Below are 17324 nucleotides of genomic sequence, written 5' to 3'. Positions count from 1 at the left end.
ATTAGAACGCCAATGTCCTGATGATCCTTCTCAACTCGGTACTTAGCATTTAAGATAATGCCAATGAACCGGCGCATTTGTTGTGGAGTTCGGCACCAGAAGCTAAGTAATTGCACGGCTTCGGGTTCTAAGAAAACGGGGAGCCCACTGTCTTCATCAGTTAAGAAGTCATTAGCATGGTTCACCAAATCCTTGTTTTGCTTTTCTAGTTCTGCTGGTGAGAATTGGGCTGTGGAAAAGTCCAACTTTTGAGTATCTATATTATATCTATTAGTATCTATATTATTAGTATAGTCTAGATCTTGTCTCTTTTTGAGAAGTCCGCTTGTACCAAGAGATTCAGACGTATCAGAAACGGTATCATACGGGTTTCTCTTTTTGAGAAGTCCGCTTGTACCAAGGGGTTCAACGGTATCATACGGGTTTCTCTTTTTGAGAAGTCCGCTTGTACCAAGGGGTTTAGGCGATTTTATTGGCTCTCGCTTAATATAAACGTCTTTTGCTGTTACTTCCAAATCTGCCAAATATAATCTATTTGGTTCGTTTTTGCCTGATCTTGGATTAAAACCCATATGTTTTTGATACAAAAGGTTTGCGTCCATTAATTCGTGTTTAATCTTATTGATTTTATTATTTGACCAGTTTCGTAAATCTTTTAGTTCATTGTTTGTGTATATGAAATATACGTTGTTATTTTCGTCAACCCAATTATTGCTTAGTGAGTAACTTAGACGATCGCGTAATACCGAATAAAGTAAAATGGCACTATCGCTAAGATCCTTATATTTTTCTCCTTGGAGTAAGATCTGCGGCAAAGCGTAGAACTTTACTTCATAGGCTCTTTTAGCATTTGTAAAGTTAAAGTTTGATTGATCCATAATAAAAGCTCCCTTTCTTAACTGACACAGGCCGTCTTAAAAGAGAGTTGCTAAAACATCTGACTTGTTTTAAAATACAAATCTGATATGCTTTAACTGAATTACAAAGCGAACATTGGACGTGATCGGCTTTGTAAATTCACCGGCATGTGTCTATTCGGGTTGCCTATACGGCAACTTTTTTAATTTCTAACAACAAAAATGGACTAAATAGCATTGGTTAGCTACTTAGTCCATTGGATTTAATTTGTTTTTAACTATCCTTCACTTGTCCCATAGGACTGGTTTGCGGTATAATTAACCTACAAATTAAGAACAATGTTCAGACGATTTTAACTTGGCGGTCTAAATTGTCTGAATCTAAGTAGCTCTCTATTAGCTACTTGTTAAACCTAAAATCCCCGATTCCTCGTGAATCGGGGATTTTTCTGTTTAGCTTGATCTCTTTATTTGGTTGTCAAATTAATCTTAGTCTAGCATAGCGCTTACTTACAGGCAACCGTATTTGGTTCAGTGCACTTTACTAGCTTTTACCTAAGCGCAAATTAATCAAACAAATAAATTGTGCATTTGCTTGTTTGATTAATTATTTATTTAATTACTAAATTGCATCTATGATTGAAGCTAAGAATTCTGAACGATTTTTAAATCCGTTTTTTCGGGCAGCCGTATCCATTTTTTTTAGTTGGCTTTCAGTAATTGAGAAGGTAACTGATCGCTTACGCTCTACTTCCTTTCGGCTGATATTTTTCAAAAATGCGACTGCATCTTTCTTGTTGTCTTTCAATGTAGTTTCGTAACTTTCTCTCATTTCTTCGTCTTTTTTATGATTGAATGAATCTAAACTCATAATCTAACTCTCCTTACTTGGTTTTATTTGCTAATTCTTGAAAAAGATGATCGGCGTGTTCTATGAACTTTTGATTTTGCTTTAAAATGGATTCATCATGATTGGCTAATTCAAATATTGAAGCGTGCCTTGCAGTAGCTTTATTAAAGAGCTCTCTTTCAGGAAATATAGTTGCGACTGTTTCATCGCCTTCTATGTGTTTTAGCAAATCGCGAGACATGCTTGTATTATGTCTAATCATATTACCTATAAAGAAAAGCTTTGCGTCAACGTAAGTTTCGCCAGTTCGATAATCAAAAAGTGATTTTCTGAATTTTTCGAGTCGTGTTTCTAGGTCAAACTTGGCATTGTAGCCATGTTCACTGGGTGTAATGGGACTAAGCAGGTAATTACTGATAGCAATAGCGTTTTTAGTGATGGTGCTAAAATCTGGGTGCGTATCAATTAAGATATAGTCATAGTCGGTTAAGCTTAATGAATCGGAGTTGTTTTTAAACCACATGAACAACATCATTTCTTTGTTACTGTTATTTTCTAGATAACTTCCTAAAACATCTAGGTCTATAAAACCGGCTATTAAATCTAGATTCGGTCCGACACTGTCAATTTTTACTTTTTGAGCATTGTCATTTTCTTTAAATGCTTCAGCGATGGTATTGTTTCGTCGTGTCTTTTCAAAAACGGTTGTTAAATTGCACTGATGGTCTAAATCGATTAATAGAACCTTCTTACCATGTTTGGCTAACCAATCACCATAATTTAAAGTCAAGGTTGTTTTACCAACACCACCCTTGATAGCAGTAAAAGTAATAATCTTCATCTTGATACCTCCTTCATCTAGCTTAATTATATCATTAGCAGACAAACAAATAAACAATTTATTAAATAATTAATTCAATGGCTTTGGCCGGCTTAATCACGTACTTCGGCAATATCAACATCACTCATTCTCGGCTGATAAGGCTTAAACTAGTCTGATATGCTTAACACTTCTTTACTGTATATTGATTTAAGTGTACACCGTCAGGCTTTTTTACTGTCTAAATTTAACTAGCACCACGCGTATGAGTATTATAATTGGGTAGATTGTAAAATTAATCCGAACGCTGTTCGGACAAAAAAGATCAGCTTCCTTTAGAACGTGTTTGGATACTTTGACATTCGATTTGATTTTAGTTAAATTAGATCAAAAACAGGAGTTTTTAATCCATGAAAAGCTTTGCACACCATTATAGTAGCGACATCTCTCGTGAACAATTTGAACTAATCCGGACAGATCTAGAAGGCATACGTAAGCGGACTAAGCCAAGAAAGGTTGATTTATATGATATCTTTTGTGCCCTGCTTTATACCTTGAAAAATGGGTGCGTTTGGCGCGATTTACCCAGCGATTTTCCTAAATGGGAAACCGTTTATTATTACTGGTTACTTTGGACTAAAACGCCATCTCCTGCTGGTATCACTCCTCTGGATAAGGTTTTAAAAAAATTGTCAGCCAACATCGGTTGGCTCAGAAGCGTTCAGTTTATACATCGTTCATCATTCTAGATGCTCAAAGTGTCAAGAATACCGATCCTGCTGAAAGTAGCGGCTACGATGGTGGTAAAAAGGTGAGTGGGATTAAGCGCCATCTTGCTGTAGATATCAATGGGCTGCCGATGGCAGTCCATGTGACAACCGCCAATGTTTCTGAGCGTGATGGCGCCAATGCGCTACTGGCGTTAAACAAATCACAGTTTGACCTGGTTCAACGAGTAATGGCCGATGGTGGTTATACTGGTAACAACTTTGCTCAATCAGTTCAGGCAATGATTAACGCTGAAGTCATTATTGCTAAACAGAGTGACCTTAGGCACGGTCAAGTGACCCCGCAACGCTGGGTTATCGAACGCAGTTTTAGCTGGCTAGGAAAATATCGGCGCTTCTGGCGCAATTGTGAGCGAAAGCTGAACACCAGTAAGATGATGATTAGCTTAGCCTTCCTGCGAATACTCTTGAAAAGATTCTAAACACATTCTAATGCAGCAAAGGCACAACAAAAAGCCGCTGAAGAGCAACAGAAGCAACAAGAACAGCAATTAGCTCAGCAACGACAACAACTCCAAGCCCTGCAAAACCAGCTGAAAGACGCTGACGACCAACTTAAAGAACGGAAACAACAACGAATTAAAGCCGCTCAACAGGAAATCGACCAAAACGACTTACTTGATAATAATGACCAACCAATTACAGTAAACGAAAATAACGTAGCTGAAATGGAACAAGAGCTCGACAGCTGGCGTCAAGAACAGCGTGCTGATTGGGAAAAAGACAAACAAAACCATCAAGATGAACTTGATAATCTAAACCAGGAGATAACTACTGCTCGTACTAAAAAGGCTGAATTATCAAGTACCAATCAACAATTAACCGCTCAAAATCAACAACTCCAGGCCACTAACAAAACAGTTCAGAATCAAATTGACGGTTACAAGAACCAATTAATTAATACGATTGTCGAAAATGACCCGACCCACAAGGTTGAGCAACCACTTCTCCAACCAAACGAGGTCGCCCAAGAAGTTCAAACTGATACTGGCCGGCAGCAACACTTCCGACAAACCCTTAAATATCTAATGGACACGGCTACTAAATCCCTACAAAAGATTAAAAATAAAGCCACCGAATTCATCAAACAAGTAACCAAAACTCTCACAACACCATCTACTAAAGAATTAAACCAACCAATATCAAACCTGCACAGCGCCCAACTTGACACAAACAGTATTCGACCCTCAAAACACCCCTTCGATTATCATAAAGAACGGCAACTTGAAAATGACCCTATTATCAAACTAAAAAAGGCCATACTACTGGCCAATAACCAACAATTACAACAAGCTGACAAGCAAATTGATGATGATTACCAATTATAAAAACTACTAATGTCCAATTATCCTAGAGAAGGCTAAAGTATGAGTAAAAGTTAACATATATAATCCCAGAATTAGCAAGAAATTTAGTATTTCAACATCTTTGTAATTTTACCTTCACGGTTCTAGTTAAAACTGGTTAGCACAACGCTAGACACTATGATGGCGCAGTTTTTAAACAAATAGATAGCATTGAATAGCATTACTAAGATAAGCCTAAAGCACAAGAAAAACAGCCTTATCCAACAACTAAAGACACAATTAATGAAGGCATGTGTGTTTTTAGAAAATAACTAAATTACGTTGGAAATACGGTAGTTTGGGCTTATAGGAGTAACTTTACAATACTTCTCTTAATTATGGCTTAACCGTTCATATCCTGCTTCCACGAATTCATTTAACATTTGAACATCATGAAACCATTTTTCGTCTTTTACAAACTTGTGGGCGCGATTCACTGCGAAAGAACCGTGAATTACATATCTAAATAAGGTTTCCGCTTCTTCTCTTGAAAGATGTGTTTTTTCAATTACAAGTGGTAGTACTTTCTCGCGCTCATTTATCATTATTCTGCCAATTATATATTCACTTAAATCTGGATCCATCAATAATTTTCGATACTTACCATTATCACCAATTCGCTGACATGCTGGTACTAATGATTCGTTGCTTTTTAAATAATTAAATGATTTATCCTTTCCCATAAAAAATGGTGAAGAATTGGTCTCAGTTAACAGCAATGCATCGTTAAGTACATCATTTAAGACATCAGTTGTTGAAGAGTAATGGATATAGAAGGTAGACCGGGTGATTTCAGCTTCACGACAAATACGTGCGATATTGACATGTGAAAATGAATCTTTATTGACTATGTTCAAGAAAGCGTCCTTAATTAATTTCAATGTATAGAGCGTACGTCTATCCGTTTTTCTGTTTTTCATCACGAATCCATCCTAAATACAGAAATGTTCAATAATATCTTTTTGGTCTGGGAACATTTTCAGTAACTTATCTTTCTTTGGTACTAGAATAGCACCATCACCTTTAGTAGGCATTTCAGTGCTAATCTGTGAAAAACCAACGCCCATATTATTAGTACATTCGATTGCAGTAAAAGTGCCCGGATCGACATAGAAGCCATGAACTTCGCCTTTTCTTTTGTTGAGTCCCAATGTAACTTTGTAATACTTCCCGTCTTGAGTAAAGCAGTGAACAATTGCAGCATCTCCGATGGAATACATCATTGATTGTCCATACTGAATTGCATGCAAATAAGATGGATGCCTTGAATCAATAGTCAGATACATTGGAAAGCTACCAGGTCTAAATCCTGGGTCTGCCATATAATTTGGATAAAATTGCTGCATCACTTTTTCTTGTTCTGCCTTTTGTTCAGGGGTCAATTTTGGTTTGGGTTTCCTTTTCGTCGGTCCTTGCGTTGTTGCACCATAGCTTTGACCAGATAAAATTTCCTTAAAAGCATCACTAATTGAAGCGGAATACCCGATACTACGATCAGCAATCAAGTCTGGAATATTTAGTTCTCCTTTATTAATCGTGATATAACGACTATTGCTAGTAGCAGCTACTAGTTGCATACTTGGTGCCTTGATCATTTGGTTGCGTGGACCAATTCCCAATTCAATGACTACTAATTTCTTATCTTGGTATTTTTGGATAAAGTTTTCAAACGCACTAACTTGCTTTTGATCAATTTGAAAGTTTGGATTAGCAGTAGTGTTAATTTTAAGTGGCGCACCGCATTTTTCACAAGTAGGAATATCAGCCTCGGTTAAAGTCCCTGCTTGATCTTTAGTGTAAAACTCATGGATTTTCTGAGCTAAATCAACTACACCATGTTGCTTAGGATGAGCACTGCAAATCCCTTTTAGCCAGTTTCCTTCAACTTCAAAGACATTGTCAAAACCAGCTAAGGAGAAATGATGGTCAGCATTTGAGGTCCAAGCAAAGTATGGCTTATCGCCAATAATGCCGTGCAAATCTTTCATATAGACGCTAGGTTGATATCTTTTACTGTAGTATTCAACCGTTCTAGCAATTACACGCCAATAGTCTAATTGACTTGGATATTGAAAGCTAAACGCAGCAATAAGATTCGGCAAGTGGTACTTATCAACCAAATCCCCTAAGACTTCCCTTAATTTTGCATCGCTAGCAAATAAATTTAATCCTTCAGAAATAGATAAACCATTGCTTGCAGTTACTAAAATTGCATCAGCATCGTTAATCCATTTTTTTGTTGTCTTAGCAGCTTCCTTAGTCATTTTGGTCCTCCTTAACTTTTATGCTTGCTTCTTTAAGAGCCTTATTAATATCCTCTCTAATCAATAAAGAACAATCTTGAATAGCCGGATTAGTTTGTACATCTCGTGGATTAATATTGATATAGAAAGAGTTAGGCATATATTGTGTCATTTCCCAGAAGGGTTCTTGAATAAACATTGGTGTCATACGGCCAACTCCCATTTCAAGAAAGAGCAACTTTTCACCACGATGAGCAGCCATAAATTGGTTCCATTTTTTATGTTCTTCGTAGTACTTTTGATCTTCCAAAAATTCCGGACCACGAACCCATGGCATAAGCGGTGCACCATCGACGTCACTTTTAGGAATTAACTTGCTTGGCAATCGGTGGTTTTCAATCTTACCGTACAAAACATCTAACATTCCCTTTGTCGGATACAGCTTACGATCATTCGTTGGCCGCGAACTCTGGAAATAATTCCACGAGCCTTGAATTTCACTAACCTGATCTTCGGGAAAGTACTTAGTAAAAAGCATATCTTGGTTAGTAGTGACGTAATGAGCTGATTTATTACCAATCAAAGTTTTTAAGTATTCATAAGTTGGCTTTTGTGGAGGAATTTCTATCATCATCTTGTATAATTCAAGATAAAATGCCCAATGCTCTTCTTCTGATTCAAAATGGTTATAGAATCCTTGAAATAATCCTTGAAAACCATACTTTTTCGCAAAATATTTCATATTATCCATATACAAGGGACTATCTTGATACCAGAAGTCCAGGGCAGTAGCTCTGGACATTCCACTTCCTGCACCAACAATAATAGCGTCTGCATCATTCACACGCTTAACTAATTCATCTATTTTGTTCATAACTACCTCACTAAAAAATACATACACTATGTTTTCAAATTTTAATAAAATTAAAACATGTCTTGAATAAGCGGTTAAGAACAGTTTCAAACAATATGACTAGTTGTAAACACAATTTCTATATTTGTAGTGAACTTTTCAACGCATAAAATCTAATATCAGCAATTAAATACCAAAATCTAAGAATACGTTACTGTTTTACCAAAGGACATTTAACATTCCCATATCGCACATCGTTTTAATAAAACTAGAATATATTAATATTTTCTGATATTTAAAGGATTCCCTATTTGTTGATACACCGACAATAAAGGTGCCTTATTTTGTAAACAACTGAAAGATGATAAAAGAATGATGAATTTGCTGAATTAATTTAAGCTTTTGATTATATAACTTTTGTGATAAATCGACGGGATATTCTTGTGGATTCAATTGACGTTTATATTCGCCCCATAAGTTATCTAGTTCTTTTCGAGCATACCTTCTTACATCAGTAAGATCGGGTTGATGATATATTAATTGTCCTTGTCTAAGAACGTGTTTGGATACTTTGACATTCGATTTGATTTTAGTTAAATTAGATCAAAAACAGGAGTTTTTAATCCATGAAAAGCTTTGCACACCATTATAGTAGCGACATCTCTCGTGAACAATTTGAACTAATCCGGACAGATCTAGAAGGCATACGTAAGCGGACTAAGCCAAGAAAGGTTGATTTATATGATATCTTTTGTGCCCTGCTTTATACCTTGAAAAATGGGTGCGTTTGGCGCGATTTACCCAGCGATTTTCCTAAATGGGAAACCGTTTATTATTACTGGTTACTTTGGACTAAAACGCCATCTCCTGCTGGTATCACTCCTCTGGATAAGGTTTTAAAAAAATTGTCAGCCAACATCGGTTGGCTCAGAAGCGTTCAGTTTATACATCGTTCATCATTCTAGATGCTCAAAGTGTCAAGAATACCGATCCTGCTGAAAGTAGCGGCTACGATGGTGGTAAAAAGGTGAGTGGGATTAAGCGCCATCTTGCTGTAGATATCAATGGGCTGCCGATGGCAGTCCATGTGACAACCGCCAATGTTTCTGAGCGTGATGGCGCCAATGCGCTACTGGCGTTAAACAAATCACAGTTTGACCTGGTTCAACGAGTAATGGCCGATGGTGGTTATACTGGTAACAACTTTGCTCAATCAGTTCAGGCAATGATTAACGCTGAAGTCATTATTGCTAAACAGAGTGACCTTAGGCACGGTCAAGTGACCCCGCAACGCTGGGTTATCGAACGCAGTTTTAGCTGGCTAGGAAAATATCGGCGCTTCTGGCGCAATTGTGAGCGAAAGCTGAACACCAGTAAGATGATGATTAGCTTAGCCTTCCTGCGAATACTCTTGAAAAGATTCTAAACACGTTCTTAGGGCGTTAAAGTAACGTCTCAAGGCTTTAGTCATTAAAGATTTAAGTTCTTCGTCATCCAGTGAGATTATGACGCCAATATCTTTACGATCCTTCTCAACTCGGTACTTAGCATTTAAGATAATACCAACGAAGCGACGCATCTGTTGCGGGGTACGGCACCAAAAACTAAGCAGTATTCATCATGTTACAGCACCCAAGTAAAAGCTACAGAAGATAAAAACATTCATCCTCAAAATATGTAACCTAGAAAAAAGGCCTCCAGTGTTAAACCGGGAGCCTTTTTTAGTATACCAATTTCTACTTCACATAAGGCGGCTTATCCCAAGTGACCCCCTCACTCCCTGATAAAACAACGATCCGTTATTTGTCCTTTGTGAAATTTGACGGGAGAGGAGTGGTCTAGATGAAAAATCCCCAAAAAATCAGTAAACTCACTTTGTGAATTTAACCGCCTAAACTCCTAGACCATTGCGCCAATCGTGCCTGACACCAGTCCAAAAAATCCCGTTCTGAAATCGTTGGTGTTCCCGTCAATAACTTTTTTGTGATGGGTTCCTCACCTAAAGCCGTCTCAATTAACCCAACCACTAAATAATCTGTCTGTTTCGTAACCCAATTTTGTGGTTTCGCCCCAAAGACTTTCGCCAAACTAAAAGCTTGATCCCGATTCATGGTAGTTAGACGTCCGGTAAAAGCAATCTCACAATCTCTTAAATCAAGCATTTTAAATCATCAACTTTCTTGATTCTAATGTTGGTTTTGACTTGACGGGTTATGGTTTTCCATTCAGTTTAGAGGGAGTGACGTTTTGAGCGCAGAATTGTTCCCTGGAAACAGCTATTTGAAATAACTGAACCAGAGTACAATTCTACTACTAAAAGTTTCCCCTTAGTTCGTCGGTCGTTAACGCCCGTCGCTTGTCTGTACAATTGCGGTATTGCTACCACCACTCATTATAAACCTACGTTTTCGGTTTAGCCTACTAAAAAACGCCCTAGAAGGCGTTGATGATACGTATTTATTTTTGTTCGATCACCAACTAATCAATGGCACCAAGCCGAAGCTTCGTTTTACCACCCGCGCCGTTAATGGTCGCGCTCACCATTCACCACCCAGCCGTACAGATAGCCTTGTTGTGGTATAGCCAGACTTATTGAAGTCGCCCTGGCAAACGTGTCCCCTTGGATTTAGACCCCAGCTTGTCCCCTAGGGCTTTAAAAATCGCACCGGCCATGATATGATAGTCATTAAACAATGATGACTTTTATGTGGCGCTCACCGATTCCCGTCGGTGGGTGTTTTTTTATGTTCTATTTTATGTAACCAATATTACTCGTTGTTTGTTGATAAATCAACATTTCTTTTTATGTATCCTTGTATCCTTGTATCCTTGTATATTCATATCCTTGTATCTAAGTATCCTTGTATCCTTGTATCTAAGTATATTAGGATACTTGCAGTCAATCTTAATTTAACGGCTTTTGATAAGAAATGTATCCTTGTATCCTTGTATCCTTGCATCTTTGTATGTTATCATCCTTGTATCCAAGTATCCTTGTATATTAGGATACTTAATTGGAGGTCAGTATAATGGGTAAAGTAATTACTTTTGGAAATTTTAAAGGTGGCACCGGTAAAACAACAAATGCCACGCTTGCATGCCTGGCACTAGCTCGTGCTGGTAAAAAAACGCTATTAATTGATTTCGATCCTCAAGCAAACGCTACAGATATTTACTTTAAAACCGCGGCTAATTTAGGCCACGATGATATTAAATTTAATCAAACCTTGCTTGCATCAATCCAAGAAGAGGACTTATCAAGATCGTTGGTTACTTTGGATAAAAACATTGACTTTATTCCATCAAGCGCAGATTTTTCATTGTACCCACGGATTATGGAAAAAAAGTTTAAAAATAATTATAAAGATAGAGTTACATATTTTAGCAAGCTACTTGCTTCACTAAAAGAAAAATATGATTTTGTGGTATTTGATTTGCCACCGACTATTTCCTTAATTTCTGATAGCGCCTTATACGCTTCAGATTGGGTTCTGATTATCCTTCAAACTCAAGAGCACAGTCTTCAGGGTGCCGAATCGTTTCTAAAATATATACAGGAACAGGTAATCGATGAATACGAAGCACCTAGTTTGAATTTACTCGGTATACTTCCTGTGCTATTAAAGAATGGGGCGCCTGTTGATCACAGCACATTAGAAGTAGCAGAAGAAGAATTTGGGAAAGAAAACATGTTAAAAACCCTAATTCGTAATATGGAAAGAATCAAAAGATATTCAATCAGAGGTGTATTTCTAAAAGATCAGTTCGATAAAAAAATAATTAGATTATACGATTCTGTGGCACAAGAAATTATTGAAAGGGCGGACTAGCATGGTGGAACTTTTACACAATCCTAACTCAAATAAAAGCAAAATAATTCCTAGAAAATCGGCGCCCCAGCCCCAAAAAGAAATTTCCATATCTTCTCTAAACGAATCAAACAAAACGAAGTCTAAACAAATAGATGGTGTTACTTTTGATACTACGCTCAGAATTGACAATCATCTAAAAAACTTTATGAAAGCTATGGTAATTTTAGGGTATAGCTCAACTCAACAAAACGGATTAGCCCAATTACAAAAAACTTTTTTTGAATCGTTAAATGAGTCTGAACAAAATACGCTTACGACTCAAATACAGACTTTGGAAACCGGCGATGCTAACAAAGTAAAAAGTAAATAATCACGTGCTCTCAGACGACACGTTCACCTTTTAGATGTATACTTGTCCGTTTAAATTAAGCAGAATGCACACAAAAAAGTCCTCTATTATGCGGAATAGAGGGCTTTTCTGAAATCAGTACATACAGGCTTTGCTTAGGAGCGTTGCTTGTGTCCATTTAGGACATACACAATCATATAACAATCAATGAGAGCGTAAAATATCTTGTGTAAATGCATAAAAGATTTCTGAATTGTATAGAAATAGGGAATGCCTTCCCTTATGATATTTAGTAACCACAGAAAACATCACAGGAGGCATTCCCCATGAATGAACTTACCACAGAACTTACCACAGAAATTATCGCTGTACTAGCCCAAAAGCAAGATTTGGACGAAGTTTTTCGTCACCACCTCGAAATTGCGATTAACCAGCTGCTTCAAACCGAATTGGCAGAGTTTTTGGGTTACGAACGCTACTCATACGCTGGGATTAACACTGGTAATAACCGCAACGGCAGTTATGAGCGCTCGTTTGATACGAAGTACGGCCAACTTAACTTAACCATTCCTCGAGATCGCAATGGCCGGTTTGAAAATCATACCTTGCCAGCCTACGGTCGGCACAGTGATAATTTAGAAACAACGGTCATTCAGTTGTATACCAAGGGAATTACCACTGCTGAAATTGCCGAACTCATTGAGAAAATGTACGGTGCTCACTACTCCAAAGCCACGGTTTCCAACATGACTAAAGCCGTCAATGAACAGGTTCAAGCTTTCCAGCAACGTCGACTGGCTTCACAATATGCGGCCATCTTCTTAGATGCCACTTACTTGCCGTTAAAGCGGGATACCGTTCAAAAAGAAGCCGTTCATATTGCGATTGGCATTCGTCCAGATGGTACGAAAGAAGTGCTGAACTACCAAGTGGCGCCAACGGAATCGACTGGAATCTGGACTGAACTGCTGGGAACCTTGATCAAGCAGGGCGTTAAAGATGTGCTGTTGTTTGTGGGGGTTAGTTGGTTTGGATGAAGGCTTGAATCGGCATTTCCCTAAAGCCAAACGACAACGTTGCCTGGTTCATGTTGGGCGGAATCTGATGAACAAAGTTCGCGTAAAAGACCGCAAGGCCGTGATCAGTGACTTTAAACAAGTTCATCGGGCCGCCAACCGTGAAGCAGCCGAACTGAAACTGAATGAGTTCGCCAACAACTGGCATCAGACCTATCCCAAATTAATCAAAGATCTGCTTAAAATGCCGAATTTACTCACTTTCATGGACTTTCCACCAGCTATCCGGCAATCACTATACTCCACTAACCTGATTGAGAACTTTAATAAGCATCTCAAGCGCACCACCCACCACAAAGAACAATTTCCAACGGAAGATTCACTGGATCGCTTCCTGGTTTCTCGGTTTAATGTTTATGGTAGATTGCAAATTTAATCCGAATTTTTGGACAAATTTGTCAGCATAACCCGATACGGTGTTTGCCAGTCGAGTATTTTAAGCGGTCGCTGGTTAATTTAGAGTAACGTCGTCGTTAAATCTTGAGCACTAATGTGCTCAAAACGAGTCCCTTTAGGATAAAAATAACGTAAATTCCGATTAAAGCGTTCATTACTACCACGTTCAGCTGGAGTATAAGCATGGCAGTAATAGGTCTTAATACCATATTGTGATTCAAGTGATACTAGCCCACTAAACTCAGTGCCACGGTCCACAGTAAAGCTGTGCACCGGACCATTAAAAGTGGTTAGGAACTTAGTTAGTGCTTCATTAACAGTCGCTGTCGTCCGATCTTTTAACCGGTATGCCCAAAGGAACCGTGATTTGCGATCGATTAAAGTTAATAAAACTGCCTTACTATGCCCACGAGGACCAACGACTGTATCTAGTTCAAAATCGCCGATGCGATTACGTTGATTAATCATCATGGGACGCTGTTCAATTGATCGCCCCAAAGATTGATTATATTTGGATCGTTGGTCAACGTTACGCCGTTGGCGTACGCCATGTTCAGGTAGATCATTCAAGGAGAAACCAATTCTCCCCTGATTTAGCCAATTATAAATAGATTTAGTAGCTAGTTTAAATTCGTGAGCAATCATTCCTGGTGACCAGCTTAGACGTAAATGGTTGAGAATTTTTTGCTTTAACTCATCGCTCAGCTTAGTTTTCCGACCACATCGTGATCGCTTGTATTCGGCATCTGTTTGTGCTAATTCAGCCTGATAAGGTTGACATCGAGATAATTCATAAGAAATTGTTGACGGTGATCGGTTCAGCCGAACGCCCATTTGGATATTGGACAGCCCTAGTTCACAAAAGGTTTCGATTTTAATTCGTTCGGAATAGGTTATACTAGACAAAAGATCAGCTCCTAAAAGATGGGTTTGTGGTAAACACCATTTTAAAGGAAGCTGATCTTTTTTGTCCGAACAGCGTTCGGATTAATTTTACAATCTACCATAAACCAATGAAAATTATTCTAATTTTCATTGTATCCAAATTTTTTATTTCTGGAATCAAACACTTTCTTCCACCAAGACTCACGACGCAAAATAAATGAATCATCCACTCTTGAATTATAATTTTCTAATATTGAATATTGAAAATTCTTTTTCACATATTCAAATCCAGCTTCTTTAATAAGCTCCTGTAGGCACTTATTTCCACCGTGACCATTACTAATGTAGCTTCTCCATCTATCTAAAAGCATGCCGTTTTTACTAGTTGCAGAACCAACATATAGCTTTCCATTAGATACATCACGAATTAAATATACCGCTTTTTGATTTGAAAGAGCGGTAATCCACTCACTTTTATTTTTTTCTAATACCAACTTTAACTGCTGATATGAAAGGCATACACTATCATAACCTGGAAAACCATCATTCTTATATACATCTGGTAAAACTTGAGAAACAACCAATTTTTCAAGTTTACTTTCCGCGTTAACAACTGAAGCTTGGAAATCTTTATGATATTTAATTAAAACCCTTCCATATAATGGACGATACCGTTTCAATTCCTTTCCAGCATAATTTATTCCATGAATTACACTTAACTCTTCCGTAACTAATTTAACTGTTGTCAGAAGATAAATATCTCCCTTTACTCTAACCAAATTAATTGCAACATCATTAACATTAAAATAACGTTTCTGATTTCTCCAAAATAACCATTGATTATTAATCAGCTCAGGATTCGCTTGAAACACGTCTATTGGATCTTCTTCGGTATTCCATTGATTAAACTTAATTTTTACATTTTCTAGGTTAGACAAACCTAACAAATCATTTAAATAAATAGCATGTGTACTCAACAAAAAAACTCCTAACCATTATGAATTTAATGTTGACGGGTTACGGTTTTCTGTTCAGTTTAGAGGGAGTGACGTTTTGAGCGCAGAATTGTTCCCTGGAAACAGTTATTTGGAATAACTGAACCAGAGTGCAATTCTATGCTAAGGTTTCCCCCTAGTTCGTCGGTCGTTAACGCCCGTCGCTTGTCTGTACAATTGCGGTATTGCTACCACCACTCATTATAAACCTACGTTTTCGGTTTAGCCTACTAAAAAACGCCCTAGTAGGCGTTGGCAATACGTATTTATTTTTGTTCGATCACCAACTAATCAATGGCACCAAGCCGAAGCTTCGTTTTACCACCCGCGCCGTTAATGGTTGCGCTCACCATTCACCACCCAGCCGTACAGATAACCTTGTTGTGGTATAGCCAGACTTATTGACGTCGCACTGGCAAACGTGTCCCCTTAATATTTATACTCTAGCTTGTCCCCTAGAATGGTCCGCGAGAAGCAATTGAATGTCAAGACTTGCAATTTGAGAGTCTATACCGTACAATTAATACATAAATTGGGTGTTGTTCCCGCGAAGGTAGATGGTCGCGGGGCTTCTTTTGTATATTCAGTTATTTTAGGTCTGGCTTAATTGCTAGGCCTTTTTTAATACAAGGATATTGTAGCTCCTTATTAGGCGAGTGTCAACTTTTATTTTCACAGCACTATAGCACTAGGTTGTTCCAGAACTACTGCACTATAAGGCTACTGCACTATAAGGCTACTGCACTATGTAGTGCTGTAGGGCCTTGATATGTCGGTGATAACATCACGTTTTTAATATGCTGTATAGCACTACAGAACTACAGAACTACAGTACAACTGCACTATTGACATACAGAACTATGTAGTGCTATAATTATAAACAGAAATGGAGGCTAGAACAACATGACTCAAGTTATTACTTTTGGCAATTTTAAAGGTGGGGTAGGAAAAACTAGTAATTCTACAATGGTTGCTTTAGAACTTAGCAATCGTGATTTTAAGACTTTACTAGTAGATTTGGACCCTCAAGGTAACGCTACAAATTTGTACTTAAAAACAAAACTAAATATCAGCAATGAAGTTGGGCATTTCGACAGGACTTTAATGTCTAGTGTAGAAGATGGCAATCTAGATAGCTCAATCATCAACATCAAAGATAATTTGGACTTGCTAGCATCAGCACCTGACTTCTCGTTATATCCGAGATACATGGAAAAGCTCCATAGTTATAATGATAGGGTGAAAGAATTTGATAGGCTTTTAACGCCTCTAAAAGCTAAATATGACTATGTAATCATTGACATACCGCCGACAATTAGTTTAATAACCGACAGCGCACTATATGCTTCGGACTATTGTCTTATTGTTATGCAGACACATGAACATAGTTTTGAAGGTGCTGAGGCATTTATCAAATACATTCAAGAAGAAGTCATTGACGAGTATCAAGCACCAAGACTTGAGTTAGTTGGAATCCTAGCTGTCTTACTGCAAGCGGGAGCACCAGTTGATGAAGCAACGGTAGCTAACGCAATCTCGGAATTTGGCGAAGATAACTTATTTAAAACTAGAATTCACTCAATGCAGCGTTTAAAGCGGTACGGGATTACAGGAATTACATTTAAATCAAAGTTTGATAAACGTGTATTTGCAGTTTATAAAGATGTAACTGATGAACTACTAAAACGAATTGAGGTAATTGAACATGGCTAACTCTCTTATTCGGTCTAACAGAAACAAAGCAACTGCCATTCCCAAGCCAACTAAGCAAGCTAAAGCATCAGATTTTGACAAAAGTGCTAGTGACAATAGAGCAGTCAGCTCAGTAACATTTGACACCAATTTAAAAATTAGCAACCACACTAGGAACAAACTCCAAGCGATGGCAATGATTGGATACGCTGAAAATCAGCGACTATCCGTTGATACTGCTATTCAGTCATTCTATGAGGAGCTGTCTACGAATGAACAACGTGAATTTGACTTACAGGTTAGCACACTAGAAACAAGAGATGTAAAACTGAAAAGTAGGAACAGCTAGCACATAATCATAA

General features: G+C 37.9%; 16 protein-coding genes and 3 pseudogenes. 8 read left to right on the top strand and 11 right to left on the bottom strand.

Annotation, left to right across the window (positions count from 1 at the left end; genetic code table 11):
* The 3 genes from AB3219_RS11125 to AB3219_RS11115 form a co-directional block, all read right to left on the bottom strand.
* On the bottom strand, positions 1-878 hold an 878-nt coding region (locus tag AB3219_RS11125; protein WP_367369477.1), incomplete at its 3' end, for a replication initiator protein A.
* A gap of 601 nt (positions 879-1479) precedes the next feature.
* The gene (locus tag AB3219_RS11120; RefSeq protein WP_002825834.1) at positions 1480-1728 is read right to left on the bottom strand and encodes a ribbon-helix-helix domain-containing protein; all 249 of its coding nucleotides are present in this window, start codon (positions 1726-1728) and stop codon (positions 1480-1482) included.
* A gap of 13 nt (positions 1729-1741) precedes the next feature.
* On the bottom strand, positions 1742-2548 hold the full coding sequence (locus AB3219_RS11115) for a ParA family protein (protein ID WP_021730698.1): 807 nt from the start codon (positions 2546-2548) through the stop codon (positions 1742-1744).
* A gap of 389 nt (positions 2549-2937) precedes the next feature.
* Between AB3219_RS11115 and AB3219_RS11110 the strand changes: the two genes are divergently transcribed.
* Together AB3219_RS11110 and AB3219_RS11105 are read left to right on the top strand one after the other, a co-directional pair.
* A protein-coding gene (locus tag AB3219_RS11110) for an IS5 family transposase (protein ID WP_367369476.1) occupies positions 2938-3737 on the top strand; the annotation gives its coding sequence in 2 pieces (ribosomal slippage) (positions 2938-3208 and positions 3208-3737; 801 coding nt in all).
* A gap of 246 nt (positions 3738-3983) precedes the next feature.
* Positions 3984-4643 carry a hypothetical protein gene (locus tag AB3219_RS11105; RefSeq protein WP_225914161.1) on the top strand — a complete coding sequence of 220 codons (660 nt, stop codon included), beginning with the start codon at positions 3984-3986 and terminating at the stop codon, positions 4641-4643.
* Between the two features lie 350 nt (positions 4644-4993).
* Here the strand turns inward: AB3219_RS11105 and AB3219_RS11100 are convergent, their stop codons facing one another.
* The 4 genes from AB3219_RS11100 to AB3219_RS11085 all read right to left on the bottom strand — a co-directional run bounded on the left by AB3219_RS11100 (position 4994) and on the right by AB3219_RS11085 (position 8294).
* A complete protein-coding gene (locus tag AB3219_RS11100) occupies positions 4994-5581 on the bottom strand; it encodes a TetR/AcrR family transcriptional regulator (RefSeq protein WP_054519343.1) in 588 nt (195 codons plus the stop codon).
* 12 nt (positions 5582-5593) lie between these two features.
* Positions 5594-6925: a Sir2 silent information regulator family NAD-dependent deacetylase gene (locus AB3219_RS11095; protein ID WP_225914160.1), complete on the bottom strand. Its 1332-nt coding sequence runs from the start codon at positions 6923-6925 to the stop codon at positions 5594-5596.
* Complete coding sequence (locus AB3219_RS11090; protein ID WP_054519344.1) at positions 6918-7778, bottom strand: hypothetical protein; 861 nt, start codon at positions 7776-7778, stop codon at positions 6918-6920. The genes AB3219_RS11095 and AB3219_RS11090 overlap by 8 nt, the downstream gene beginning before the upstream one ends.
* Before the next feature lie 318 nt (positions 7779-8096).
* Positions 8097-8294, bottom strand: coding sequence for a hypothetical protein (locus tag AB3219_RS11085; RefSeq protein ID WP_263986886.1), 198 nt, complete (start codon positions 8292-8294; stop codon positions 8097-8099).
* An 89-nt stretch (positions 8295-8383) separates the two neighbouring features.
* On the opposite strand from AB3219_RS11085, the gene AB3219_RS11080 reads away from it, so the two are divergent.
* A protein-coding gene (locus AB3219_RS11080) for an IS5 family transposase (protein WP_367369476.1) occupies positions 8384-9183 on the top strand; the annotation gives its coding sequence in 2 pieces (ribosomal slippage) (positions 8384-8654 and positions 8654-9183; 801 coding nt in all).
* Positions 9184-9186: 3 nt separating this feature from the next.
* Here AB3219_RS11080 and AB3219_RS11075 read toward each other — a convergent pair.
* A pseudogene (locus tag AB3219_RS11075) lies at positions 9187-9369 on the bottom strand (plasmid replication initiation protein); the annotation flags it as partial.
* Positions 9370-9640: 271 nt separating this feature from the next.
* Positions 9641-9919 (bottom strand): BRCT domain-containing protein, encoded by a 279-nt coding sequence (locus AB3219_RS11070; RefSeq protein WP_024855821.1) that lies wholly within the window; start codon positions 9917-9919, stop codon positions 9641-9643.
* Positions 9920-10786: 867 nt separating this feature from the next.
* Between AB3219_RS11070 and AB3219_RS11065 the strand changes: the two genes are divergently transcribed.
* From AB3219_RS11065 to AB3219_RS11055, 3 genes and pseudogenes are all read left to right on the top strand, one after another.
* Complete coding sequence (locus AB3219_RS11065; RefSeq protein WP_233670575.1) at positions 10787-11587, top strand: ParA family protein; 801 nt, start codon at positions 10787-10789, stop codon at positions 11585-11587.
* 1 nt (position 11588) lies between these two features.
* The gene (locus AB3219_RS11060) at positions 11589-11939 is read left to right on the top strand and encodes a DUF5388 domain-containing protein (protein WP_367369475.1); all 351 of its coding nucleotides are present in this window, start codon (positions 11589-11591) and stop codon (positions 11937-11939) included.
* A 305-nt stretch (positions 11940-12244) separates the two neighbouring features.
* Positions 12245-13346, top strand: a pseudogene (locus AB3219_RS11055) (IS256 family transposase); the annotation flags it as partial.
* A 20-nt stretch (positions 13347-13366) separates the two neighbouring features.
* On the opposite strand, the pseudogene AB3219_RS11050 reads toward AB3219_RS11055, so the two are convergent.
* A pseudogene (locus AB3219_RS11050) lies at positions 13367-14296 on the bottom strand (IS30-like element ISLpl1 family transposase).
* 119 nt (positions 14297-14415) lie between these two features.
* Positions 14416-15252 (bottom strand): GIY-YIG nuclease family protein, encoded by an 837-nt coding sequence (locus tag AB3219_RS11045; RefSeq protein ID WP_179286828.1) that lies wholly within the window; start codon positions 15250-15252, stop codon positions 14416-14418.
* A 921-nt stretch (positions 15253-16173) separates the two neighbouring features.
* Between AB3219_RS11045 and AB3219_RS11040 the strand changes: the two genes are divergently transcribed.
* Complete coding sequence (locus AB3219_RS11040) at positions 16174-16983, top strand: ParA family protein (RefSeq protein WP_367369474.1); 810 nt, start codon at positions 16174-16176, stop codon at positions 16981-16983.
* The gene (locus tag AB3219_RS11035; RefSeq protein ID WP_057879148.1) at positions 16976-17311 is read left to right on the top strand and encodes a DUF5388 domain-containing protein; all 336 of its coding nucleotides are present in this window, start codon (positions 16976-16978) and stop codon (positions 17309-17311) included. The genes AB3219_RS11040 and AB3219_RS11035 overlap by 8 nt, the downstream gene beginning before the upstream one ends.
* The last annotated feature ends 13 nt before the right edge of the window (positions 17312-17324 follow it).

This window comes from Pediococcus ethanolidurans, from assembly GCF_964062635.1.
GTDB classification, from domain to species: Bacteria; Bacillota; Bacilli; order Lactobacillales; family Lactobacillaceae; genus Pediococcus; species Pediococcus ethanolidurans.
The sequence above is the reverse complement of the archived record's forward strand: the minus strand, read 5'-3'. Positions and strand labels throughout refer to the sequence as shown.